General features: G+C 35.3%; 19 protein-coding genes. 5 read left to right on the plus strand and 14 right to left on the minus strand.

Annotated features, from left to right (window positions below; all coding sequences use genetic code 11):
• Positions 1-78 precede the first annotated feature (78 nt).
• The 5 genes from ACT5E3_RS14090 to ACT5E3_RS14110 all read right to left on the minus strand — a co-directional run bounded on the left by ACT5E3_RS14090 (position 79) and on the right by ACT5E3_RS14110 (position 4,842).
• Positions 79-1,821, minus strand: coding sequence for a GGDEF domain-containing protein (locus ACT5E3_RS14090; protein WP_444994182.1), 1,743 nt, complete (start codon positions 1,819-1,821; stop codon positions 79-81).
• Between the two features lie 18 nt (positions 1,822-1,839).
• Entirely contained in the window at positions 1,840-2,130 is a 291-nt protein-coding gene (locus ACT5E3_RS14095) for a hypothetical protein (RefSeq protein WP_444994183.1), read from the minus strand.
• Between the two features lie 88 nt (positions 2,131-2,218).
• Positions 2,219-3,007 (minus strand): SAM-dependent methyltransferase, encoded by a 789-nt coding sequence (locus ACT5E3_RS14100; RefSeq protein WP_444994184.1) that lies wholly within the window; start codon positions 3,005-3,007, stop codon positions 2,219-2,221.
• A gap of 17 nt (positions 3,008-3,024) precedes the next feature.
• The gene (locus tag ACT5E3_RS14105; protein WP_444994185.1) at positions 3,025-3,555 is read right to left on the minus strand and encodes a GNAT family N-acetyltransferase; all 531 of its coding nucleotides are present in this window, start codon (positions 3,553-3,555) and stop codon (positions 3,025-3,027) included.
• A gap of 18 nt (positions 3,556-3,573) precedes the next feature.
• A complete protein-coding gene (locus ACT5E3_RS14110; RefSeq protein WP_444994186.1) occupies positions 3,574-4,842 on the minus strand; it encodes a pepsin-like aspartic protease in 1,269 nt (422 codons plus the stop codon).
• A gap of 392 nt (positions 4,843-5,234) precedes the next feature.
• Between ACT5E3_RS14110 and ACT5E3_RS14115 the strand changes: the two genes are divergently transcribed.
• The 3 genes from ACT5E3_RS14115 (at position 5,235) to ACT5E3_RS14125 (ending at position 7,994) form a co-directional block, all read left to right on the plus strand.
• Positions 5,235-6,506, plus strand: coding sequence for a TRZ/ATZ family hydrolase (locus tag ACT5E3_RS14115; RefSeq protein ID WP_444994187.1), 1,272 nt, complete (start codon positions 5,235-5,237; stop codon positions 6,504-6,506).
• A gap of 67 nt (positions 6,507-6,573) precedes the next feature.
• Positions 6,574-7,284 carry a bifunctional 2-polyprenyl-6-hydroxyphenol methylase/3-demethylubiquinol 3-O-methyltransferase UbiG gene (gene ubiG, locus ACT5E3_RS14120; protein WP_444994188.1) on the plus strand — a complete coding sequence of 237 codons (711 nt, stop codon included), beginning with the start codon at positions 6,574-6,576 and terminating at the stop codon, positions 7,282-7,284.
• A 47-nt stretch (positions 7,285-7,331) separates the two neighbouring features.
• On the plus strand, positions 7,332-7,994 hold the full coding sequence (locus ACT5E3_RS14125) for an HAD family hydrolase (RefSeq protein ID WP_444994189.1): 663 nt from the start codon (positions 7,332-7,334) through the stop codon (positions 7,992-7,994).
• A 276-nt stretch (positions 7,995-8,270) separates the two neighbouring features.
• On the opposite strand, the gene ACT5E3_RS14130 is transcribed toward ACT5E3_RS14125, so the two are convergent.
• Both ACT5E3_RS14130 and pdsR read right to left on the minus strand, forming a co-directional pair.
• Complete coding sequence (locus tag ACT5E3_RS14130; protein ID WP_444994190.1) at positions 8,271-10,313, minus strand: ATP-binding protein; 2,043 nt, start codon at positions 10,311-10,313, stop codon at positions 8,271-8,273.
• Between the two features lie 61 nt (positions 10,314-10,374).
• Complete coding sequence (pdsR, locus tag ACT5E3_RS14135) at positions 10,375-11,067, minus strand: proteobacterial dedicated sortase system response regulator (RefSeq protein ID WP_444994191.1); 693 nt, start codon at positions 11,065-11,067, stop codon at positions 10,375-10,377.
• Between the two features lie 351 nt (positions 11,068-11,418).
• Here pdsR and ACT5E3_RS14140 point away from each other — a divergent pair, with 351 nt between their 5' ends.
• Positions 11,419-12,096 (plus strand): OmpA family protein, encoded by a 678-nt coding sequence (locus ACT5E3_RS14140; RefSeq protein ID WP_444994192.1) that lies wholly within the window; start codon positions 11,419-11,421, stop codon positions 12,094-12,096.
• A 192-nt stretch (positions 12,097-12,288) separates the two neighbouring features.
• On the opposite strand, the gene ACT5E3_RS14145 is transcribed toward ACT5E3_RS14140, so the two are convergent.
• Positions 12,289-14,034 (minus strand): M43 family zinc metalloprotease, encoded by a 1,746-nt coding sequence (locus tag ACT5E3_RS14145; protein ID WP_444994193.1) that lies wholly within the window; start codon positions 14,032-14,034, stop codon positions 12,289-12,291.
• A 737-nt stretch (positions 14,035-14,771) separates the two neighbouring features.
• Here ACT5E3_RS14145 and ACT5E3_RS14150 point away from each other — a divergent pair.
• Positions 14,772-16,991: a M6 family metalloprotease domain-containing protein gene (locus ACT5E3_RS14150; protein WP_444994194.1), complete on the plus strand. Its 2,220-nt coding sequence runs from the start codon at positions 14,772-14,774 to the stop codon at positions 16,989-16,991.
• Between the two features lie 188 nt (positions 16,992-17,179).
• Here ACT5E3_RS14150 and ACT5E3_RS14155 read toward each other — a convergent pair whose 3' ends face one another.
• From ACT5E3_RS14155 to kdsA, 6 genes are all read right to left on the minus strand, one after another.
• Complete coding sequence (locus ACT5E3_RS14155) at positions 17,180-20,872, minus strand: diguanylate cyclase (RefSeq protein ID WP_444994195.1); 3,693 nt, start codon at positions 20,870-20,872, stop codon at positions 17,180-17,182.
• Positions 20,873-20,925: 53 nt separating this feature from the next.
• On the minus strand, positions 20,926-21,132 hold the full coding sequence (locus tag ACT5E3_RS14160; protein WP_444994196.1) for a hypothetical protein: 207 nt from the start codon (positions 21,130-21,132) through the stop codon (positions 20,926-20,928).
• Positions 21,133-21,358: 226 nt separating this feature from the next.
• Positions 21,359-22,078 (minus strand): 2-C-methyl-D-erythritol 4-phosphate cytidylyltransferase, encoded by a 720-nt coding sequence (ispD, locus tag ACT5E3_RS14165; protein WP_444994197.1) that lies wholly within the window; start codon positions 22,076-22,078, stop codon positions 21,359-21,361.
• A 14-nt stretch (positions 22,079-22,092) separates the two neighbouring features.
• A complete protein-coding gene (locus ACT5E3_RS14170) occupies positions 22,093-22,377 on the minus strand; it encodes an FtsB family cell division protein (RefSeq protein WP_444994198.1) in 285 nt (94 codons plus the stop codon).
• A 45-nt stretch (positions 22,378-22,422) separates the two neighbouring features.
• Entirely contained in the window at positions 22,423-23,697 is a 1,275-nt protein-coding gene (gene eno, locus ACT5E3_RS14175; protein ID WP_444994199.1) for a phosphopyruvate hydratase, read from the minus strand.
• A gap of 51 nt (positions 23,698-23,748) precedes the next feature.
• Entirely contained in the window at positions 23,749-24,588 is an 840-nt protein-coding gene (gene kdsA, locus ACT5E3_RS14180) for a 3-deoxy-8-phosphooctulonate synthase (RefSeq protein ID WP_444994200.1), read from the minus strand.
• Between the last annotated feature and the right edge of the window lie 7 nt (positions 24,589-24,595).

The raw sequence follows: 24,595 nt of genomic DNA on the forward strand, positions 1-24,595 counted from the left end.
GCTATTTATCAGTCAATTACATTGAGTATTTTAAGAACTGAATAACCGACTTAAAACAGGTTGAATTTTGAACAATTTTTAATCGGGTTTATGGATAACGACTTGATTTCGACCACGTCGTTTAGCCAGATACATTGCTTCATCAGCATGAGCAATTAAATCCTTAAGCTGATAACCGCTTAAAACCGTATCAGTCACCCCAAAACTGGCACTCACCGAGATTTCATTATTGCTTTCAAAATTTTTCAGCTCACTCACTTTCCGACGACAATCATCTGCTATTTTTGAAGCTTGCTCTTGTTCACAGCCGGGAAGTAAAATGGCAAACTCCTCTCCACCTACACGCCCTAGAATATCAACTTTGCGCACACAATCTCGACAAGCATTAGCAACTAACTTCAACACTTCGTCACCGGCTAAATGCCCATAAGTATCGTTAATTTTTTTAAAATGGTCTAAATCGAACAAAATTAAACTGGCTGTTCGGTTTGATTTGGAAAAATAATTTAATACTGAATCTGCATTTTGTGTAAAGTGAGCCCGATTACAAGTATTAGTCAAGCTATCATATTCAGCTAAATACTTAAGCCTTTGTTGCGAACGTTTAACATAGAAAACCCATAGAAAAAGAATAGATACCGTAACAACCAGCAAAATAATCAACCATCGGTTATAGATCGCAGACTCTTTAGACAAAGCTCTTTCTAATTGTAATATTTCATTTTGTTTATTTAATAGCTTTATCTGATTATCTTTTTCTTTCGATTCATAACGAGCTAGCTCTATAGCCAACTGTTTTGCTTTTGTATCTTGGTATTGAATTTTTTGAACCTCGGAATAACGCTCTAAATACTTTGCTGCAACTTTATAATCACTGTTTGTCAGTGCTATTTGGTATAAAACATAAAAAGAGCTAACAATCGGCTTTATGTATTTAACATCAGGGTTATTGACAATGACTTTTTCTGCATGCTGTTTAGCTAACTCAAAAGCTTTAATTGATAAATAAGCTTTAGCTAAAATGGCATGAGTATCTACAATTAGTAATTTATAATTTGAATCTAAGATTTGCGACATATTTTGTGTCAACACTTCAATGGCCTGCTCATATTGAGAGTCATTGATTAAGTACTGGGATAAATTTGTTCTTATAACATTAGCAACAACGATCTCACCTTCTTGAATACATAAGTTTATTGCGGACTCAAATTCTTCTGCTTGCAGATTTTCAGGTTGAGTATTCAGTAACGCCTTTAACTCCAAACCTAAAGCAAGACATTTATTACGTCCTGCAACCTCTTCACTCTTTAGTTTTTTCGATATATTCAAGGAATAAGAAAACTGCTCTAGCTCATTGTAAAAAATACTCACACCGACTAAGCCTAAATGCCGTGTGCTTTGATCGGGTATATCGTCACTAGCCTGTTGAATGAAGCGTAAATACTTAAAACCTTTTCCCCAATCACGTTTTAAGGCATAAACATTAATTAAAGAAAGAGCACCACGATATTTAAGAGATAAATTTCTGGAGTTATCAAAAACATGCTTGTAAGCATTAATGGCATCTTCCAACCTACCTTGATAGGCATGTTCATATCCAGACAAATAAATAAAGTGATACTTCTGTTCAATACTAAAAAAATTAGCCTTCTCTTTCAGTTCGCGCAACAGCAGAGAGAAGGATTTTCTATCTGCTGATTTAATTTGTTCTGCTCGGTGTAGCTGTTCATCAAAGTTGTTTGCCTTAACGGCAAAAATAGCAGAACCCAACAATAAACTGATGAATAAAATAAAAAGTAACTGCTTTAACAAATCTAACATCACAAGCCTAACCGATAATTACTTAGAAGCAATGACCTGATTAGACTCCTTTACATCATCTTTGTCATCATTTTCATCTTCACTCGTTTCTTCATCTTCATCATCTTTTGCAGGCGCTAGAAATGCCACAATTTTACTACGCGTATCAAGCATTCTAGCAATTCCTTCATTGTCCGCATTGATAATCATATCAACAATCTCTTTATCCACGTGCTCACCATTCAATAACCTCTGAATATTAGATTCGATAAATGGTCCTAGGGTTGGTTGCTGCCCTAGTTTTTCTAAAAGCTTGATAACATGACTCATGATTGGCTCTCCTGATTGATTATTATTTATTTAATACATCAGCAACTTTATAGTGAATTATTTGTAATATATCAACTCTATCATTAATCTAACTTTGACCTTCTAAAGCCAGTAAACGACTGGTTACCTCTTTATTCTCAACTAATGGCTGACAAGGTGGCAAAACGAGTGTGGTCTCAGGATTTAATTGAGTATCAATTATTAATTCTAGCGAAATTTCCTCTATCCTAGAATGGTTAATAGGTAAAGTCGGTGCCTCATAAAGCAGCACATTATGATCCGCCGGATAATATTTTAACAACTCATTCAAAAATATTTCACGATAAGCACGACCAGTAGAAAATTTAAAATGTGTTTTATCACCAACAATTCCGACTTGCCACAAAATTAAGTAAGCGGATGTATCAATATACCTTTTATAAAAAAGCAACTGACTTGCTTCATAGTGTTGGCATCCTAACGCGCCAGGATCAATCCCCAAATCGGCATACAAACAATCTTCAGCAGATATTCCAGGTTCCATATGCGCATAAAAACCTTCTTTTAAAGCCTGTTTTACCGTCTTATGTGGAGCTAAGGCAAAAACCCCTGGATGCCCATAAAAAGCGCCACAAACATTTTTGCCTTCCCGCACCTCACTCATCATCACCTGCTGCATTTGTCGATAAGTCATTTTTCTAGATTTACCTTCGGCATAATAGACTTGTAAGCTTTTTACATTGGGGTTCATTTGCTCAATCCACTTTTCAACAACTCCATCAGAAACAGCCACAAATACAACATCAGCATTTTCAATATAACCTTTTGCTTTTGGTGTGATATGTGCTCCTAATGTTATTCCAGTACCAACACATACAAAACTCCCATTTTTTGGCAACTTTTGCTCCCCTTAGTTTATATACTATTTTTAGAATAATTTTTTCCCCACATCATATCTGACATTGACCAATAATAGCCCTCCTCTTGTGACTCAATACCTGTTTTACAAAGAAACCCCAACGAAGTCATTAACTTTTTGGATTGAATATTTTGTAAAAGAGAAAAGCCACAAATTTCTTCTAATCTTATACAGTCAAAACCATACTTCATTAATGCTTTCAAAGACTCTGTTGCTAGTCCTTGGCCATGTGATTCCTGACATAAAATAGTCCCAATATCGGCATTGTTTGATTTTCCAGAAACAAGTGCACAAATGCCTTGTTTAATATTTTGTTCCTTAGATTGTATTGTCCAGGTATAACGAGAAAATGTTTGCTTATTATATTCCAGTGAAAGCTCAAATGCCTTTTGAACAGCTTTATAACTAAGCATACCACCGATATGTCGAGTTAAATAACGGTCTTGATAAAGGTGATAATATAAGTAACGATCTGACGGAACTAAAGGGACTAGGTTTAAACGCTCTGTTTCAATTGAAGTTATCATGTTGTTCAAAATAAATTATCAAATCTTAGCTTTAGCAAACTTAATATCACCATATTCATTTTCGAAACGAGCAAATATCACATAATAATCACTCAAAAGTGGTAAGCCTAAAATAGACTGGTCAGGCCAACCGGGCAGTTGTGAAATAATTTTAAAAGAAGCTTGATTATGTTGTGGTGCATTAACTTGCCAATAATCATCAGCTCGACAAAACAAGCTCACTTCATCATCTGAACTATTAACTGAGGCTTCAAAAATAAATTCAATATCAGGCCACTCAGATAGTTCAAGTTTTTCTAAAGAGATCCCTTCTTCAATATATTCAAATGACAAAAAAGGTTCTAATATCTGTTTAAATTTAGGATTTATTTTTTCAAAGCATTCAATAATATAATTAAAAATAACATTATCTAAAACGATAAGAGATGCGCCTGTATCAACAAAAGCATTAGAACGATGTCTCTTCAAGTTTTTCCCTGCTAAAAGCGGTGCATCAAATGGCTCAAAACCTTCAACTTTGACTTTTAATAGCCTGACATTGTAATAAACATCATCAATCACTTTGATACGGACAAAATCACCTTCATATAAATCAACGTCTTCTTCTCCTCCTCCTAAAATAAATAACCCACAATTTAATGGATCTTGCTTTAATTCTTCTTGAGACAATTCAGGTTCAGCATGGTGAATACTAGAGCGCCGGGTAACAAACGAAAATTTATTGGCAGAAATCCCCTTCTCTTCTAATTGAGTAAAATAAGGTTTTAATTCTGACTTGGGATGTTGACGAATAAATTTTTTAAATCCCTTAATAGAGTCATCGTTAATTTCAACATTATGCCAAGGATAGGTAGTCGCAGGAGTTACATCTTTTCCTAAAAGGTAATCTTCTAAATTATGGCCATCATTCAGCTCATGAAATGCTAAGCCGATTATTCCATCAGCATCGGCAAAGGTATCTTTTGAATAAACCACGGCTAAAGAAACATGAGCAGCATGTAAAAGCATACCTGGCCCATCTGCCAACATATCAACCCCTGTTTTTACAACAGGCCCATACCAGCCTCCCATACCATAGTTAATGCACTGAACATAATTAGTCGGTTGCAATTCTTTGTCTATGTGCGCGCCATAAGCTTCTTTAGTCACCACCAAACTGCTGCTTCCGGTATCCAAAACCAATTCAGCAGTATCCAGCTGGCTTCCTAAATTTACAGTTACTGAAAAACCACCTTTTGCAAAAACATTTGTAATTGGCATCCTCAGTGTTTTTCGATTTGTACTCATATATATCACCCTTATTCCATTAGGCGTATTACTCTGATATGTAATTACGGTGCAATTTTGGTATTCAAATCATCAAGCACTATTCACATCTTCATTGTTTTATCACTTTGAATCAGAACAACTAATCCTACATAACCATTTCTCAAATATATCATCGGCTTAAATAACTGGAAAATGTCTATCAAAAATCCTTTCTTTATTATCATTAAAAATGTCATTAATAAGTATTATAAGCAACTTTCCGATACTTTGAGGCTTTTGACGATGAATAAAAACAGGTAAAATATTAATAACTTTGTCCGATAACAAATAAAATCAGTGATCTAACCATGCAGGATACTTCCTCTAACCAGCAAACAACCCAAATAATCAGTGCCGACTGGGTGATTCCAATGAGCAAACCGAATCACTGGCTTGAAAAACATGCCGTTGTTGTTACAAACAACAGCATCACAGATATTTTGCCGAATACACAATTGGAACAAAAATATCCAGACACGACAGTAACTCAACTCAATGGCCAAGTCTTAATGCCTGGTTTTATCAATAGTCATTGCCACTCACCAATGAACCTGTTGCGTGGATTATCAGACGATTTACCGCTAAAAGAGTGGCTAGAAAAAGCAATTTGGCCTGTTGAAACACAATTTGTAGACGACACTTTTGTTTATCAAGGTGCCCAACATGCCATTGCAGAAATGCTTCGCTCAGGTACAACATGCTTTCAAGACATGTACTTTATGCCAAACCAAATTGCTAAAGCCGTGCGTGAATCAGGTATTCGCAGTAGCATTGGGCTTATTGTGGTCGACTTTGAGACAAACTGGGCAAAAAACGCTCAAGATTGTATCGATAAAGGTCTCGATATTTTTGATCAGTACAAACACAGCAACACTGTTAGCTTCAATTTTGCCCCTCATGCTCCTTATACCGTATCAAAAGAGAGCTTAGAAAAAATAGGTGTGTTATGTAATGAGCTTTATTTGCCTTTACAAATTCACTTGCACGAAACAGCTTATGAAGTTGAATCTTTCACTAAGCAGCATGGAGTCAGACCATTAACCAGACTCAAAGAAATTGGCCTGCTGTCTCCCCTGTTAAATGCAGTCCATATGACTCAATTAAACACTGATGAAATTGAATGGCTTGCAGAGTCTGGCAGTCATGTTATTCACTGCCCACAATCGAATATGAAACTTGCGAGTGGTACATGCCCAATGCAGCAATTGATAGAAGCTGGTGTTAATTTAGCAATTGGAACTGATGGTGCTGCCAGCAATAATGATTTAGACATGATTGATGAAGTTAGAACGGCTTCTTTATTAGCAAAATTGAGTACACTCAATCCAACAGCACTTTCCGCTTATCAAACATTGTATGCAGCAACTATGGGAGGAGCAAAAGCGCTTGGTTTATCGGAAAAAATAGGCTCTTTAGAAATAGGCAAATCAGCTGATATGATTGCAATTGATTTAAATACCATTGAAACGCAACCTGTTTACAACCCTATATCGCAAATTGTATATGCTTGTTCTAGAAACCAAGTTACCCATACATGGGTTAATGGTAAAGCACTACTTAAAAACAGAGAGTTAACGACTTTAAACCAATCACTTATTTTAAATAATACGCGTCAGTGGCAACAAAAGATCAACCAAAGATAGCGACTAAGTAATATAGTCTCTATAGTCAAAGTATTTGATGTGCTCTAACACATAAACAGGAATTAAAATGACAACAACGCAAAATGTTGATGCAGCAGAAATAAAAAAATTTTCAGATTTGGCATCACGCTGGTGGGATAAAGAAAGTGAATTTAAACCACTTCATGATATTAATCCATTAAGGTTAGCCTACATTGAAAAATACACTCAAGGGCTGGCGAATAAAAAAGTTATTGATGTAGGATGTGGTGGAGGTATTTTAGCCGACTCAATGTCTGCATCTGGCGCAACAGTGACGGGTATTGATATGGGCGAAGCGCCGTTATCAGTCGCTAAACTTCATCAGTTGGAATCCGGGCAAAACGTTACCTATCGACAGATTACTGCTGAAGAAATAGCGCAAGAACACCCCGCTGAATTTGATCTAGTGACTTGTATGGAAATGATTGAGCATGTTCCAGATCCTGCTTCGGTGGTAATGGCTTGTGCTCAACTCGTTAAACCTGGCGGCGATTTATTTTTTTCAACTATTAATCGTACAGCTAAAGCATTTGCATTTGCGATTATTGGTGCAGAATATTTATTAAAAATGCTTCCTAAAGGGACTCATCAATACGAAAAATTTGTCAAACCTTCTGAATTAGCCCATTGGTCGCGACAAGCAGGTTTAGAAATGCAAAATATAATTGGTATGCACTACAACCCTTTAAGTAAAATATATAAGCTAGATAAAGGTGTTGATGTTAATTATATTGTTCATTTTAAACGAGTGAACTGATTTCATTAACATTCTATAAAAACTCATTAACAACCAAGAATTAAAATATGATTAAAGCTATTTTTTTTGACTTTGATGGCACGCTGGCAGATACAGCCCCAGATTTAGTATTTGCTATTAATGAACTACTTATTTCTCAAGGGAAGCAAAAACTTCCTTATGAAAAAGCAAGGCCTTATGTTTCTGGAGGCTCCCCAGCATTAATCAAACTGGGTTTTAATATAGATCATACACATTCAGAATTTGAAGCACTGAAAGCTCAATTTTTAAAGTATTATGAAAATACGCTCGAACGTGACACCCTATTATTTCCCGGTATCCAAGAATGTCTTGATAAATTAACTCAAAATAATATTACTTGGGGAATCATTACTAATAAACCTGAATTTTTAACCACTCCAATTGTTACAAAATTAGGTTTTACTCAACAAGCATCGGTTATTATTTCTGGTGACACTTATACTAAAAAAAAGCCCGATCCCTACCCACTTATACAAGCATGCAAACTCTCTAAAGTTGCGCCAGAAAAATCACTTTATATTGGCGATGATGAAAGAGATATAATCGCGGCAAAAAAAGCAAATATAAAATCCATTTGTGCAGAATGGGGTTATTTATCAGAGCAAAATCCTAAAAAATGGAATGCCGATTACTACATTAAAGAAAGTCAGCAGTTAGGCTCTTTTTTAGATCAACTAATGGAAAGGTGAACATTTGGAAAAAGCCACTATTATTAACTAATCTCAACTCTGGATAAGGAAATTCAAAATGATTAATAGAGTCACTTTTATTTTCAATAACTTAAAGCCCATTTAAATTGGATTACCGTTTCCACTTGAGCTCAGAGTGGCTATTTTTGTGGATATCAAGGCAAGTGATTGCCGCAATAGCGAGCTATTGCAAAGGCGCTTAACGCAGAAAGCCTCCAAAATAGACGCTCTGATGATTTTTCTTATCCAGAGTTGAGGTTAACTAGCATACTTAATTTACTTTTTCCAAGTAACACTCATTACAACACCACTCTCATCAACCCGGTTTTGTGACTTGACTTTTGCGCCATGAAATTCTGCAATTAATTTAACCACGTAAAGCCCTAGCCCAAGATTCAACTGACCAGATGATTGGGAATCTCGTATAGAAACTAATGACTGAAATATTTTGTGTCTATTTTTGTTTAGAATAATTGGACCCGAGTTAGAAACCAAAATTTCGGTTTCCAACTCACTATCTTTCAGCTCAACAGTAATGGGTTGAGTTTTAATAGAAAAATCCATCGCATTCGCTAATAATTTATCAAGTAATTCAGCTAACAAATCAGGTGATACCTTTTTCTCAACAGCTACCTCTGGCGTTTTGCAGATAAATTCATACTGTGAAAATGACATTTGGAACCCAGACACCATTTGCTTCACAAACTCACTTAAATCGACTAGTTCAAAACTAGCACTTTGCATCGCATTTTTTACACTACTAGCTTGACGCATACGAGAAATAATTTCGCCTAGCCTTTGTGTACCATTAAGCGCTCGTTGAATAGCTTCAACACTATCTTTATCGTGATGATTTAGTAATAAATTATCCAAAGATGAACGTACTATTGCAATTGGCGTTCTAATTTCATGTGACAGTCTAGAAGCTAGCTTTTCTAAATAATCATTATAATCATATATTTTATTACTCATTTCCACAAAGGCATTATTTAACTCAGCGACTTCATCACCTTCCTGTTTTACAAGCTCAACATCGGTTGACATTCTGCCATGCTCATCAACAACAGAGTTAATTTTATTTTTTAAATGAGTGATTCGATTAACTAACTTTGAAACATACCAACCAATAATTGCCATTATAATAAAGATTATTGCCAGCATTACATATAACAGCTGAGTCAAAGTTTGCTTTTGTAATAGTTGCACTCTCGCTACGTTTTCTTCAATTAAAACGATTCCCAACAATTGATTATCGACTAAGATAGGGCTGGCAGCAAGAGCAACAGAAAAATCGCTTCCCAAAGGCGTTTCAATTTGACTAGTAGCCTTTTTCTGAAGTGCATTAAAAATAATAGAAGAGTTCAACCGCAATCGATCACCACGCGTATCTACCACACTATCAGATAAATAGGTAAGCAACCAATTCATTAAAGAATTGCTTCCACTAGCAATCGTATGATCTAAGTCTCCTTTTCTTGCCAATACTCGGCCATCAGAATCCAACACCCAAACACGTTGCCCAGGAATCGTATCAACCTGCTTCACAAATGCATTGAGTCGTCTTGAAGGCCAAACAATTGGGCTCATATCAATATGGCTTGAGGCAATAATATTTTGAAAGTTTTTACTCCTTTTTAAATCAGTATCATAATAAAGGACTTGAATTTGCGTAGGCTTAACGCTTGTAGGAAATTTAATTTCAACATTAAATCCATCTTCGGTTTCAACCCAATAAGCGCTAAAACGCCAATCAATTTTCATTTGTTTATTAATATATTGATTAATAGGAATTTTTCCAGGAGCTTTGGGTAAAATAAAAATTCTTTGTGGAATATCATTATCAACATAATTGATCACCAATTGATCAAATCGAAAGATGGGATCCATTTCAGAATAAACCACTTTTTTATCTAAAGCCTTGATTGACAGGTAGAGATTATTATCAAATGAACCTAATAACACGCCCATTTTGTCAGTATGTTTTTTGGCAAAAAAATCTTTTCTAAACTTTTCAATAAAAAGCCATTCTTCAAAAAATCCATCAACCATCAAGGTCTGCTGTAAAGGAAAAACAAATAACTCATCGGCAACATAATTATTGGTAAGTGGTAAACGACTTTCCTCAAACCATTGGCTATTATTAGACAGTTGTAAACTGTAGAGTTTGGCAGAAAGCAAAAGGTTATTCTTTAAACTTTCAACCAGTGACTTTTCAATTTCTTTTAACAAGGCAACCGAAGAAACCGGAATAAGCAATACCAGTAAAATGATAGAAATAAATTTAGCTTTTAACTGCCAGCGAGCTGGATTAAGCAGCATTCAATGTGAACCCTTCTATTCTGAATTATTATCTTTTTGTAATCAGTATGTGTTTTAACCACTAAGTCTTCCAGCGATATCCCATACCGTAAACAGTTTCAATACGGTCAAAAGCTTCATCAACCGCCACAAACTTTTTTCTAAGCCTTTTAATGTGTGACGTTACCGTACTATCATCAACCACAGCTTTAGCAGCTTCCATAAGTTGCTCACGGCTTTTAACATGTCCAGGTCTTTTAGCTAAGGCATGCAACACCCAAAACTCTGTTAAGGTAATATCAAGCGCCTGTTTTTTCCAGGCCGCAGTAATTCGATTAATATCAAGTAATAAATCTCCCGTTTCAACTAGCTCTTCGGCGCTAACACCGCTAGACTTTAAAGCATTTACTCGTCTAAAAAGCGCCGAAACTCTGACTAATACCTGAGTCAAGCTAATATCTTTGGTTAAATAATCATCAGCCCCCAAGCGCAAACCAGAGATGGTATCAAATTCACTATCTAAAGCCGTTAGAAATATAATTGGTAAAGTATCTGACTGAGCCCTCAAATAACGGCAAAGCTCAAACCCGCCTTCAGGCTCATCACCTAAACCAATATCTAAAATAGCTAGATCAGGCAACCTTGTTTCAAACGCTTTTAGCGCTTCTTGCTTAGTTGCATAACCAAATACATCATAGCCCTGTTTGCGTAAAGAAGCAGAATAATTATCTCTGATGGCCTTCTCATCTTCTACTAACGCTATTCGCTTGCCCATTTTTCCCCCTTATTATTCACCCTAATTATCTAGCCTAAATATTACCTTATTTAACAACATAAAAAACTATTGAAAACTAAAAGCCATTGTTTTGCCACTTTTTGCCCTTGAACTACCCTGTTTACTCAATGCCAATGCCTTTTTATCACGGTTTAATGGAATTGTTCAAACGAGATGAGGCAAACAGTCCTCCCGGTTGAACAAACAGACCATGCGAAATCAAGGAGCCAAGGATTTAGGAGACAGAGGATTCAAGGAACAACCAAGGACGGTTATTTTTATACTTAACAAATATTGATTGGCTAGCAGTTTGGCTTCCATTTTAGATTAAATAAAAAAGAGGAATAAACAATGAAAAAAGTAATCGTTATTTCAACATTATTAGTAACAAGCATTATTCAAGCCGGACAAGCTAAAGCTTCAAGCAAAGAAGAGAATATTGGTTTTGCATCAGGTGCATTGGCTGGCGCAGCGATTGGCGGCCCTGTTGGCTTTTTAGTTGGCGCAGTCGCAGGTGTACTTGTTGGAGAGCAAGTAGAAAAAGCAGGACGATTAGATGATGTAAAAATGGAGTTAGAATTAACAAGTCAGAGAGAAGCGCTATTAAAAGAAAAGTTAAGCCAAGCAGAAGAAATGGCGAATTCTACTGAAACAGACTGGGCAACAGATGGTTTAACTTTAAATTTGATGTTTACAACAAATTCAGCTGAGTTAGCCAGTTCAGATTATGAAAATATAAAACAAGTCGCCTCAATTCTTAGTAAATACCCTGAATTAAATATTCGACTAGATGGTTATAGTGACCCAAGAGGAAGTAAAGCAGATAACCTTACGCTTTCACAACAACGAGTAGACAAAGTAAAACAAGTATTTGAGTCATTTGGAATTGATACTAAACGTTTATTGGGAACTGCTCATGGTGAAATTGAAGTTGTTGCTGAACAATCAAATGTAGACTCTTATGCATTAGCACGTAAAGTAAGTGTCAATTTCATTACTCAGTCAGAAGAACAACTTGCACAAAATTAAAGGCTCAACCAGATTAAAGATGAACAACTCCCTTCTTTTTCATCTTTAATCTAACCAAAGCGGCGGGTTATCACCTGCCTTCACCTTGGCACTTCATTGATATGAAGTGCCTTTTTTATAATATCAACAATCATAAAAAATGCCACCGAAGTTAGGCAGCATTTTTTAGATATTAACGAGCCTATTTATTTTCTATCGACAAGCCGCAGAATCAAAATCGACAATAATAGATGCACCACTGGCATTACCTTCGACATATAAGTAAGACCAATAATCAGCGTTTTTACCTGTTACATAAATACATTCAGTATTACCTGCATTACTTGATTTTGCATCATAAGTACTTCCGTTCGGCCAACCGCCGTTACGATAAGTTAAACTCAAATCGCCCGAACCATGCCCTGTTGTAATTGCAATGGTTTGATGACTTGATACATCACCAATGTATAAACCAATTCTATTTTTTTGTCCCAAACATGCAGCAACACCATCTTTTAACTGACCACTGGTTATCGGAGATTGAGAAGCACAAGCATTGGGTACACTACTATTTGGCGGAGGTGTTTGTCCGGTTTTGAAACTACCTGTTAAATTCGTTGATGAATAAGCATTATATCCATAAAGCATTACATGATAAGTTCCTACAGAAGCATTACTGATGTCACAAGTTTCATTATTTCCATTTCTGTAAGGACGACAATCATAACTGTTTAACGTTGGTTTTGAACCAAACTTAACATATAAATCAGCATCTCCCGAACCACCATTTATGTTAAAGCTTAGATTAGAGGCATTAGAAGGAACTTTAAGTGTGAAATATTTCGATGATTTAGCCGCGCCAGAAAGACTTACAGATTGACCATTCACTAATTCATCGCCGCTTGGTGGAGGCGGAGTTGTGCCTCCATCAGTTCCTGTATCTTCCAAATTCTGTTGTGTCCATAAAGTTTTTCGAGCCGCATGGTTCATTGCATTAACCATTCGATCAACTTGATTGCGAGTAAAATTAGCATACTGATCAGAATAATGCATAAAATTTTGCCAGTTAGTCATTTGCCCTAAACAGTTAGTCGATTGTAGACCAGAATTATCAACCTGCGGCGTATCGCAGATTTGATCACCCGTTGATGAGCAACGGTTTTCATTACTTGAATTACACCCTCCCTGAAATGTATGAATCAGGTTTAAGTAATGACCAAACTCATGAGTTAATACCGAGCGAAAATTCTCGCTGGTATTGCTTCCAAGATAAGCACCATTATAAACAACGCGAGCCGTATTATTGTTTGACATGCCTGTATTTGGATACCACGCAACACCAGAGTTAGTCGTTGTACCATCATTGTATAAATCATTTTGAATATAAACATTTAAATATTTATAGTTGTCCCATGCATCTGCGCGAATCTGACTGTCATAGCCGCTACCATTTCCATAACCACTTTTTTTTGCATAATAGTTTATTCCAGTAGTCGCTCTACCACTTGGATCTTTTTTAGCGAGTCTAAATTCAACATTAAAAACATCTTTAATATTTTCAAACTCTGGAATAATTTCACCATAGTCAGCAGCTAACCCCTGAAAATCTTTATTTGTTTTGTTGAGCGCATCAATAATAATCGAATCATTAACGGTTTTGCCATTAAAACTAGTTCCATAAACATGGAAAACAACTGGTATGACATAACTAGGCGCAACACTAGAAGTCATTGCGTTAGACTGTAAACTGCTCGAACTTAAGTTCTGAGGTCGATTAAAATGAAGCTTTTCAAATTCTAAATGTTCTCGCAATGCCTTTGCATCGTTTGAAAATAAGTTAGCCATTGCTTGTTCAGTCCCACAATGTCCATATGAAGGCACATCGTCTACAGCTTCCGCGATTGATGTAGTTAGCATCAGCGAAAAAAATAAACTTTTATTAAATACTTTTTTTAGCATGTGAATATTCTCCAAAATTCAAGTTGTTTTATTCTGTTATTTTTGTTCGAGCTCAGAACATTGAAATGTGATGAGAGATTATTTATCTTCTCATCAACCTCATTAAAAATTAATCGCATATGCAACAACTTTTTATTATCTAAGCTCTGATTAGTACAATACAACCAAATAGTTATTTCGTACACAATAAAAAACAATAACAATTCACACTTTTAAATAAAAAATAACTGTTTTGAATGAATAAAACTTTATATAACGCGAACAAATATAAAACAGCTTCACAACTACCATTAATGACATCAATTTTTAATGTGAGCTGGCTGATGAATTATTTGAAATAACATTTAATGTAGAAAATGTTTTCATGGTTTAAAAGCTTACATGACTTTTAGAAAACACATTTTTACTTTCTGCTTCTGCAATAATTAATTTTATGTTGCTTATTTGTAGCGTCTCCATCATCAATTGCACAAATTAAAACCACAACAATCATATTGACTAAAATCTGATCTATTTTTAGCAACAAAGATTCAGCAACATAAAATGAAAATAACTAACTATTTCTTTGTCACACAATGTTAATTTTAACAGTGATATAATATTCACTAATAGATAGATAACAAGGAAGAAATTACTCCCCCAATATTAATACACAAAACATCTAATTTTTATCAACATTCCTTAACCCAATATTTTTAACTTTAATCATATAAGCTTTATAAAAACAGGAAAAAACAATGACGTTGTTTAAAAGAGAGTACTTTAAACTCTGTATGTTCGCATTCATCTATTATTTCATTAGTGTTTCAACCCAAGCTTCGGTTTATCAAAATGAACATTACAAACACAAGTTACCGAATGGACAAGAAGTAGAATTAATTATTAACGGTTCTGCATTATATGCGACAACCCAAACACCCAGTGGTTACACTGTAATATTTGATACCGATAAGCAAAAATATTTTTATGCTGTTCTATCGAACGATAAGTCACAATTAATTTCTAGTGGTATTCCTTATACAGGGGAACCTGAATCTCAAAATTTCAAACTAGCTAAAAACATACAAATAAGCTATACAGAAAAGCAACGAATAATAAATAAAAATTATTTACAGCAACTAAATACTGCAGAAAATTTTGCTACTAAATTTCATAAAACAATAAATCAGAACCATACTAATAAAAATCAAATGGACAAAAATAATATGGTAGGTACTGTTACTGGCCTTACCATTTTAGTTGACTTTTCTGACGAACCTCAAACGGTAAGCATAGAAAAAGTAGATGATTTTTTACATCAAGTTGGTTACTCAGAAAATGGTAATAACGGTTCTGTTAGAGATTATTTTTTGAGGGTTTCTAATGGCTTACTTACTTATAATAATGAGTTGCTTGGTTATTACCGTGCATCGCAACCAAAATCTTATTATACCTCAGGTAAAGGTTATACAAGAGCAAGAGAATTAGTTTCAGAAGTAATCAGTTATTATAGGGATCAAGGTTATGATTTTACTCAATTAACCACAACTGATTTTTTTGGTAGTAACATTATTATGGGGGTTAATATTTTTTATGCCGGTTCAGCCAATAGTGCTTGGGGAAATGGTTTATGGCCACATGCAAGCGGAGTTATTGTCGATTTAGGTAATGGCCTATCAACGAATGTTTATCAAATGACAAGTATGAAAAGTTATCCCACTCTCGGTACTTTTTGCCATGAAAATGGGCATATGATTTTAGGTTATGGTGACTATTATGATACCGACTCAAGTTCGAAAGGTATTGGTCGTTATGGCTTAATGTCTTATCACGATTCGTTTGATCCACAACCACCTAACGCCTATTTAAGAGCTCAATCCAATTGGGAAACTGTTATTGAGCTTAATCCTGAAGTTGATAGCCAAGCCCCTGAAGGCGTTTTATATGAAACGGCTTATGATGGAACTGTTTATCGTTATAGTCACCCAGAAAAAGATGAAGCTTTCTATATTGAAGCAGGCTTTCACAACCACATGGAAAAAAAACTACCCGATGAAGGTTTAATGATTTGGCATATTGACAATTCATCCAGCAGCAATAATCAGTGCGAAGAAATGACTTTATCCTGTCATTATCAAATATCAATCATACAAGCAGATAACCAGGCTCACTTAGAAAACAATATTAATAATGGTGGTGCTGATGATCTTTTTCATTTAGGTAACCAATCTGTATTTAATGACTGGTCAGCAGTGAATTCTAACTGGTGGGATAACTCTTATTCAAAATTAAATATTACCCAAATAAGTGATGTTGCAGAAACAATGTGTTTTGCAATTAATACGGGAAGTTGCTCAACAGAAAATATTGCTCCTGTGGCACTTATTAATGGGCCCACAGATGTTAATTTAGGCACTCCTATTATATTTGATGGCAGCAGCTCTTATGATCCAGATGGTACTATCAGCAATTACCAGTGGAACTTTGGCAATGATACTATTATTGATACGAACACACCTACCTATACTTATACCTACCCTGTTGAAGGTTCCTATATAGTAACCTTAACTGTTACTGATAATTTAGGAGCTAGCACTTCAGTTGAAACTGAAATTAATGTCAATAACAATGATGACTCTATTGCAAACGCATGTGTAAGCCAATATGCAACAAACTATGTTGCATTAACTAGTGGTGAACCTGTTTGTGTATCCCCTGGTATAGGAGGACTGCTTTATTTTTATTTTTATATTGATTCAAATGCTTCACAAATAACGATAAGAACAGAACATGGCGTAGGCAATGCTGATATCTATTATAATTATGTTTATTGGGCTAGTCCCGAATATCATCATGAACGTTCAACTAATTTTGGCAATAAAGAAATAATCAAATACAATTACTTAACTGAAGGTTGGCATTATATAAGTGTTACAGGTGTACATGCAGGCTTATCTTTGCAGTTAGATATTGAATAATTGATTCTTTATTGTTATCTAATTTATAAATGCCTTTAGCATTCAATAATCAGCTAAAGGCATTTTTGATTAAGGTTGATTATTAAAAATAATAGTTTTTTAATTTTATATATCATTGAATAAACGATTGCCGAATAACTTTGATATGTTAAAGCAAGTCAATAAAATAGAACAAGCAAAAGTCAGCACTATTCCCAAACAAGCTTTTGCTCAGTTTTACATGAGGAAAATACTTTGACATGTTGGTACTCTACTAAATCTTGTGGTGACTTTAAAAAGCTTTTCTGTATTTCCACTGTTTGCCCTTCCTGAGTAACATCAATACCAACCCAGGCATTACGACTCGTCTTTTTAGCCGCATATAAACATTTATCGGCAATATCAACCGTCTGCAACCAGCTATATTCTTTAGGAGCATTGGTTTTTATTGGAAAGCAAGCAAACCCGATTGAACCGGTTATTTTAATTGTGTTTTCTGCATCAATATGAAAGTCATGCTGCTCAATCAACACTCGAAGCCTTTCAGCAAGAGTATGAGCCAACTGACGATCAGCAAAACGTGCAACAATTAAAAACTCTTCTCCTCCCCATCTGACTAAATAGTCAGAAGTACGGAAAACCTTCTCGAGCAAACCTTTTACTTCAACGAGTACAAAGTCACCAGCACTATGTCCATATATATCATTGACTCTTTTAAAGTGATCTAAATCAAGCAAATAAAAAATAATATCAGAGTCTATCGGATATGGTTTTTTATTTTTTTTATATGAAACATAATCACGAACACTTTTAGCGGTATCATTACCAATTTGTTCAGTCAGGTAACGTCGATTTTTTAACCCTGTTAAGTGATCAGTCGAACTAATTTCTTGCAGTTTTTTATAGGCTTCTTTCAATGCTTTATTGGTGTTCTCTACTTTTTCATACGACATTGCATTATCAATAGCTATTGCTGTATATGATGCTAAAGTTCGAAAAATTTCACGCTGCTCAACAGAATAAGCATTTTGCTTTGGGCTTTGAATCGTCATACAGCCAATCACATGATTTTCTCGAGTTGATAATGGTATATAAATAACAGATTCCATTAAATCACCAGCAGTTGCTTGAGCAACACCTTGAATATAGTGTGATATTTCACTTTTATTCTTCATAAAAATTTCGTTACTATGGTTAACACACCAAACTGAACACTTTTCATTTTCACTTAATGAAACTGAAAGACGAGGCATTGCTTTGTTACCTTCATAACCGAGCTCAAATACAATATGCTTTTTTTGTTTATCAACGAGACCAATAGCAAAAACATGTGTATCAACAATACGAGTAATATGTTTATAAAGTGCTTCAAAAATACTTTTTTGATCAAGCAAAGAGTTAAGCTCTCGACCAATCTTTCCCATAATTAATAATTCGTAAGTTCTTGCCTGTACTTCAAGTGATAGTTCTGTTTTTTTATCTTGCAAATGTTTTACTCGTATAACATAAACAAAATACAGTAAACTTCCCGTCGCAATAAAAACTAAAAATTTAAACCAACTGGTTTGGTACCAAGTCGGTAATATAGCAATAGGAATTGCGAGTTTTTTTTGGCTCCATATACCAAGTCGATTTGTTCCTTTGATTTTTAAAACATAATGACCAGGGTCAATATTAGTATAACTGGCTATACGATACCGAGAGTCTGTCTTTATCCACTCACTATCATAACCTTCTAACCAATATGCATACTGGTTACTCTGCGGTGCTGAATAATCAAGCGTTGCAAATTCAATGCTAAAGCTTTTTATATCAGAAGATATCGTTAACTTATCAAAAAATTGCTCTTTTTGAGAAACACCGTTTAATTTTATGTCAGTGATGACTGTTGCAGGCTCATAGTTCCAAGGTTCAAACTTATCTGGTTTTATCAAAAGCAATCCATTAGTGCCTCCAAATAATAAAGTACCATCATTTTCTTTATCATGAGAGCCAAACCAAGATAAAATATCCATACCATCATTTAGATTAATTTGACTCCAGAGATTTGTCGAAGGATCATAAACGCCTTCAACGCTCCAAAGCCGGCCTTGATTATCAGGTTGAATACTGGTTAACAAAATATTTTTATTACCGACCTGCTCAAAGACAGGCTCTCCATTTTTCATACCGATTAACCTTGTTAAACCTAACAAAGTGGTAATCCAAAGCGTTTGTTGCTCATCAAGATATAATGTACGAATATTATGATGATTAAGTTTTTGGGGTGAGTTTAAATCAACTTTAACTGTCATTATTTCTTGCTGGTTTTTAGGTAAATAATGCAAGCCATTATCAGTTGCAATCCAAACCACTCCATTTTGATCAACTTGAAGATCAACAATCGGTTCAACAAATTCTTTATCTGAATTTTTTATCTTTTTTATATATTGAAAACTTTCTTTTTCAGGATCAAACAAAAAAATTCCCTTGTCAGTTCCTATCCAATATTTGGTTTTTGACTCAAAATGTATAACCCTAACTGATAAGCTGGTCAATCCATGTTGACTCGAGAACTGTTTAAAACTCTGTGTTTTCGGAAAATATTTAAAAAGCCCCGATTGTTGAGAACCAATCCAAATAATACCATCTTGTGATTGTTCCATTGACGAAATTGTCGAATCAATTAATAGATTGGGAACCTGAATAATATCTTTTAGTGGTGTTACCGTACCCAACTTTGGTTCTAATACACCAATCCCATTACTTGAAGAACCTAACCATACCTCACCATTTTGCAAGATGAGGAGTGAAATTAAGTCGTAGTTACCTAAAGAGGGTTTAAAATAAGTGCTATTTTTAAATGTGCGTATTGCATTATTTGCGGTTAATTTATTCAGTCCGCTCCCCCAAGTCCCAACCCATATAATACCTGATGCATCTTGCCAAATAGCACCAAGGCTATCTAAATTAATTGAACTATCTATTGAAGGATCATGCCTGATATTTTCTTTTACCTTTCCTGTATAAAGATCAATAACAGCAATTCCACCGCCATAAGTTGCCAACCAAATTTCGTTAACATTTGCTTGAATAATTCCATCAACCCAAGGATGCTGTATTTTATTTTGATTACCAGGCTCCGCAGGAATAAAATTAAGTTTATTATTTTTATCGATCCAAGCAGCTCCGCTTCTAGCTGTGCCTAGCCAAATTTTATTTTCATGATCTTCAAAAATTACACTAATATTTTTATCTGATAAATTATTTTCTTGACTAATATTTGAGTGTACCGCTTCAAAAACTTTACCTCCTTTTTTTAATTTATTAAGTCCTTTCCAAGAGCCAATCCACAAATCTGCATTATGGTCAATCAATAATGAACGAATGTGATTATCATTAAGACCTGTTATATCTGAGGTATCTGTTGTGTGATGTGTAATCTTATTCGTCTTCAGGTTAAGGAAATTTAATCCAGCATTAGTACCAATCCAAATCCCCCCTTGATTATCTCCAACGACAGCTTCCACTCGGTTATGGGAAATACTATTAGAATTATCTTTATCATAAACATATCGGGTAAATTGATCTGTTTTAGGATCATAAGCTGATAAACCGCCAGACATAGTCCCTACCCAAATTTTGTTATCTTTAGCAACCCAAATACTGCGTATATGATTGCCACCAATCGTATTAGGATCTTCCGCATCATAAAAATAGACTTTGAATTGATAACCATCATATCGAACTAATCCATTATAAGTACCAAGCCATAGAAATCCTTGGTTATCACTGATGATCTCAGTTATAGTCCGACTAACATTGGAGTCCATATCATTATTCAGTGATTGAAAATGTCTTTTACCCAACTCAAATACATTAGCTTTAGTCGTAGTACAGACTAAAAAGATTAGTTGTGTCATCAAAATCAAAAATAAACGCGATAGATACATTGTTTTTATTGGCTGAAAACGACTCAGTTAAGTATAGCTAAATATCGATACTTCGGTGACATAATCGGGATGTTATAAGTTAGACCTAACGTTAACCTCTGCTCTGGATAAGAAAAGTCATCAGTGCGTCTATTTTGGCGGCTTTCAGCGTTAAGCGCCTTTGCAATAGGGCAGTCACTAGCCTTTATATCCACAAAAATAGCCATACTGAGCCAAGTGGGAACGGCCATTCAATTTAATTGGGCTTTAAGTCATTGAAAATAAAAATGATTCTATTAATTATTTTGAATTTTCTATCCAGAGCTGAGGTTAACTTGCTTTTGAATAGAAAACCATAGAAAAATTAAATAGCTTGGTGATTTGATAGATAAGTTTTATACTTCAACCTATTTCAATTAGTGTCAACCTCAGTAAACATTTGCTTAGTAATGAATGATATAGACTTTATTTAAGCAACTACGCGTTTTCTCGACTTAGATAAAATTCCGCAAAGGTTAAATCATCAGGATGAGTAATTTTTATATTATCACTTCTTCCCGTTACTGCATTAACCTGATAACCGCTCGCCACAAGTGCGCTAGCTTCATCAGTAATTAAAGCTTTGCTATCAATAGCGCTTCTTAACGCTTGTTTTAATTCAATAAATTGAGCCATTTGAGGGGTTAGAGCCCTTACTAACAAGCTACGATCAACTGCTTTTTGTACAGTTAATTTTTCATCAAGTTGTTGAATCGTATCTGTAATAGGTGCAGTTAGCAAACAAGCATCTGAATTGCTCAGAAAAGACTGATTTAATTTATCAAGATCATGATGAGAAATACATGGTCTAGCAGCATCATGTACCATAACCGCAGTGTGATCAGGCAACCCATGATCGTATAAATAACGAAGTGCATTATAAACCGAGTGTACTCGTTCTTCTCCTCCATCAATAACAACAATTTTTTTATTATCGATTTCTTTTAACTGAGTGTAGCGATTATCATCTGGTGATATTACTAAAATAATAAGCTTAACTGGGGCATATGATAAAAACTTTTCGAGCGTTATATCAAGAATAGTTGCTTGATTAATCGTTAAATATTGTTTTGGGACATCAGTTCCCATTCGACTACCAGAACCAGCTGCGGGAATAATTGCAACTGTACCACTAAAATTTGATAAGTCTCCTGGCATACAAACCTCTTTCGTTAACGTATATCATTTTTGGGTATAATTCGATAAAAAGTTTCATTCGGCTTGACCAAGCCTAACTTTTCTCGAGCAATTTCTTCTAGTAATTGTGGATTTTTTCTTAAGGCTAAAATTTCTTTTTTAAGTAGCTCATTTTGTTTTTTCAGCAAATCATTCTGCTTTGCTTGCTCTGCTACTTTTTGACTGAGATGATTAATTTCTCGCACACTACCTTCCCCCCACCAGATTCGGTATTGGAGTACAGCAATAAAAACAACAAGTATTAATCCAAGAATTCTCATTAATCAAACAAAGGCAAGCAAAGCTTGCCTTAATAATACGCTAAATTACAAGCAATTAAAGGCTTTTTTACCCGGATAAATGGCTTTATCGCCTAATTTTTGTTCAATTCTTAGTAGTTGGTTATATTTAGCAACTCTATCACTACGACATAATGAACCCGTTTTTATCTGACCTGCATTGGTTGCAACAGCTAAATCAGCAATAGTTGTGTCTTCAGTTTCACCACTTCTGTGTGAAACCACAGCGGTATAACCAGCTTGATGAGCCATTTCAATCGCAGCTAATGTTTCTGTTAAAGATCCAATTTGATTCACTTTGATTAGTATAGAATTAGCGATTTTCTTGTCGATACCTTCTTGCAAAATTTTAGTATTCGTCACAAAAAGATCATCACCGACTAATTGTACTTTATCACCCAGTTTTTCGGTCAGTATTTTCCAACCATCCCAGTCACTTTCATCCATACCATCTTCAATTGAAATAATTGGATAACGGTTGACCCAATCAGCTAAATAGTCAGCAAACTCGGCTGAAGTCAATGCTTTGCCTTCACTTTCCAGGTGATATTTGCCATCTTTGTAAAACTCAGAACTAGCAACATCCAACCCTAAATAAATATCTTCACCTAGCTTATAACCAGCCTTTTCTACCGCTTCAACAATTGCTTGAACTGCTTCTTCATTTGAGCCTAAATCAGGTGCAAAACCACCTTCGTCACCAACTGCGGTGTTCAATCCTTTAGCTCTTAGTACTTCCTTTAGTGCATGAAAAACTTCTGTACCATAACGTAGCGCTTCAGCAAATGATGGCGCACCAACAGGTAAAATCATGAACTCTTGAATATCAACATTATTATCGGCATGAGCACCGCCATTAATAATATTCATCATTGGTACAGGCAAGGTTACCCCATCACCAATTTGGCTGAACAAAGGTTGTTTGGCTGCAGTTGCAGCCGCTTTGGCAACCGCTAAAGAAACCGCTAAAATAGAATTGGCACCAAGTTTTTCTTTATTATCAGTGCCGTCAAGATCTAGCATAACTTTGTCTATTTCTGCCTGTGAACCTGCGGACATACCTAGAAGTTTAGGCTTAATTTGTTCATTAATATTAGCAACAGCACTTTGAACACCTTTGCCTAAATAGCGAGCTTTATCACCATCTCTCAATTCTAATGCTTCACGCGAACCAGTTGATGCACCTGATGGAGAACACGCAATTCCAACAGCGCCACTTTCAAGTATTACTTCAGCCTCTACCGTTGGATTTCCTCGCGAGTCTAAAACTTCTCTTCCGATGATATCAACAATCTTACTCATTCCGCACAACCTCAATTTAATTGGTTAATTATTAAAAAATAAAATTTAAATTTAGCTTTTAGCCGTTTCAATAAAACCCGATGCTTTAACAGCATCATCTATTGATTTTAGTGTTACTAATAATTTTTCCATTTCATACATTGGCCAAGAATTTGGGCCATCACTTTTCGCTTTTTCCGGTTCTGGATGTGTCTCCATAAAGAGACCAGAAATCCCCGCAGCAACCGCTGCACGAGCCAATACAGGTACATGCTCTCTTTGCCCACCAGAGGAACTGCCTTGCCCTCCTGGCAATTGAACAGAGTGTGTAGCATCATATACTACAGGTGCGCCTGTTTTTCGCATTTCGGCTAAGCTTCTCATATCAGAAACTAAATTGTTATAGCCAAAAGAGGCACCTCTTTCACAAACCATTACTTTTTCGTTGCCCGTTGCACGCGCTTTGTTAACAACGTGCTGCATATCCCAAGGCGCTAAAAATTGCCCTTTTTTGATATTAACAGGAATACCAGGTTCACAAACTTTTTGAATAAAGTTAGTTTGGCGACACAAAAATGCAGGCGTTTGCATAACATCTACCACAGAAGCCACTTCATGAAATGGTGTATCTTCGTGCACATCCGTTAAAACAGGCACGCCGATTTGTTGCTTAACCTTGGCTAAAATTTGTAAGCCTTTTTCAAGACCTGGCCCTCTAAAACTAGTGTGCGATGAGCGGTTGGCTTTATCAAAAGAAGACTTATAAACATAAGCAATGCCTAATCGGTCAGTGAGTTCTTTCATATAACCTGCGGTATCTAATGCCAGTTGCTCACTTTCAATCACACAAGGACCGGCAATTAGAAAAAAAGGTTTATCAATACCAACTTCAAAATTACAAATATTCATCATTTAACCT

The organism is Aliikangiella litoralis, assembly GCF_052495765.1.

What these genes read in the sequence shown, in the direction of transcription:
- ACT5E3_RS14095 (WP_444994183.1), bottom strand. Translation starts at nt 2,130, where the DNA reads ATGAGTCATGTTATCAAGCTTTTAGAAAAACTAGGGCAGCAACCAACC.
- ACT5E3_RS14115 (WP_444994187.1), top strand. Translation starts at nt 5,235, where the DNA reads ATGAGCAAACCGAATCACTGGCTTGAAAAACATGCCGTTGTTGTTACA.
- ACT5E3_RS14125 (WP_444994189.1), top strand. Translation starts at nt 7,332, where the DNA reads ATGATTAAAGCTATTTTTTTTGACTTTGATGGCACGCTGGCAGATACA.
- ACT5E3_RS14110 (WP_444994186.1), bottom strand. Translation starts at nt 4,842, where the DNA reads ATGAGTACAAATCGAAAAACACTGAGGATGCCAATTACAAATGTTTTT.
- ACT5E3_RS14130 (WP_444994190.1), bottom strand. Translation starts at nt 10,313, where the DNA reads ATGCTGCTTAATCCAGCTCGCTGGCAGTTAAAAGCTAAATTTATTTCT.
- ACT5E3_RS14140 (WP_444994192.1), top strand. Translation starts at nt 11,419, where the DNA reads ATGAAAAAAGTAATCGTTATTTCAACATTATTAGTAACAAGCATTATT.
- ispD (WP_444994197.1), bottom strand. Translation starts at nt 22,078, where the DNA reads ATGCCAGGAGACTTATCAAATTTTAGTGGTACAGTTGCAATTATTCCC.
- ACT5E3_RS14105 (WP_444994185.1), bottom strand. Translation starts at nt 3,555, where the DNA reads ATGATAACTTCAATTGAAACAGAGCGTTTAAACCTAGTCCCTTTAGTT.
- ACT5E3_RS14170 (WP_444994198.1), bottom strand. Translation starts at nt 22,377, where the DNA reads ATGAGAATTCTTGGATTAATACTTGTTGTTTTTATTGCTGTACTCCAA.
- ACT5E3_RS14090 (WP_444994182.1), bottom strand. Translation starts at nt 1,821, where the DNA reads ATGTTAGATTTGTTAAAGCAGTTACTTTTTATTTTATTCATCAGTTTA.
- ACT5E3_RS14160 (WP_444994196.1), bottom strand. Translation starts at nt 21,132, where the DNA reads ATGGCCGTTCCCACTTGGCTCAGTATGGCTATTTTTGTGGATATAAAG.
- kdsA (WP_444994200.1), bottom strand. Translation starts at nt 24,588, where the DNA reads ATGATGAATATTTGTAATTTTGAAGTTGGTATTGATAAACCTTTTTTT.
- pdsR (WP_444994191.1), bottom strand. Translation starts at nt 11,067, where the DNA reads ATGGGCAAGCGAATAGCGTTAGTAGAAGATGAGAAGGCCATCAGAGAT.
- ACT5E3_RS14150 (WP_444994194.1), top strand. Translation starts at nt 14,772, where the DNA reads ATGACGTTGTTTAAAAGAGAGTACTTTAAACTCTGTATGTTCGCATTC.
- eno (WP_444994199.1), bottom strand. Translation starts at nt 23,697, where the DNA reads ATGAGTAAGATTGTTGATATCATCGGAAGAGAAGTTTTAGACTCGCGA.
- ACT5E3_RS14155 (WP_444994195.1), bottom strand. Translation starts at nt 20,872, where the DNA reads ATGACACAACTAATCTTTTTAGTCTGTACTACGACTAAAGCTAATGTA.
- ACT5E3_RS14145 (WP_444994193.1), bottom strand. Translation starts at nt 14,034, where the DNA reads ATGCTAAAAAAAGTATTTAATAAAAGTTTATTTTTTTCGCTGATGCTA.
- ubiG (WP_444994188.1), top strand. Translation starts at nt 6,574, where the DNA reads ATGACAACAACGCAAAATGTTGATGCAGCAGAAATAAAAAAATTTTCA.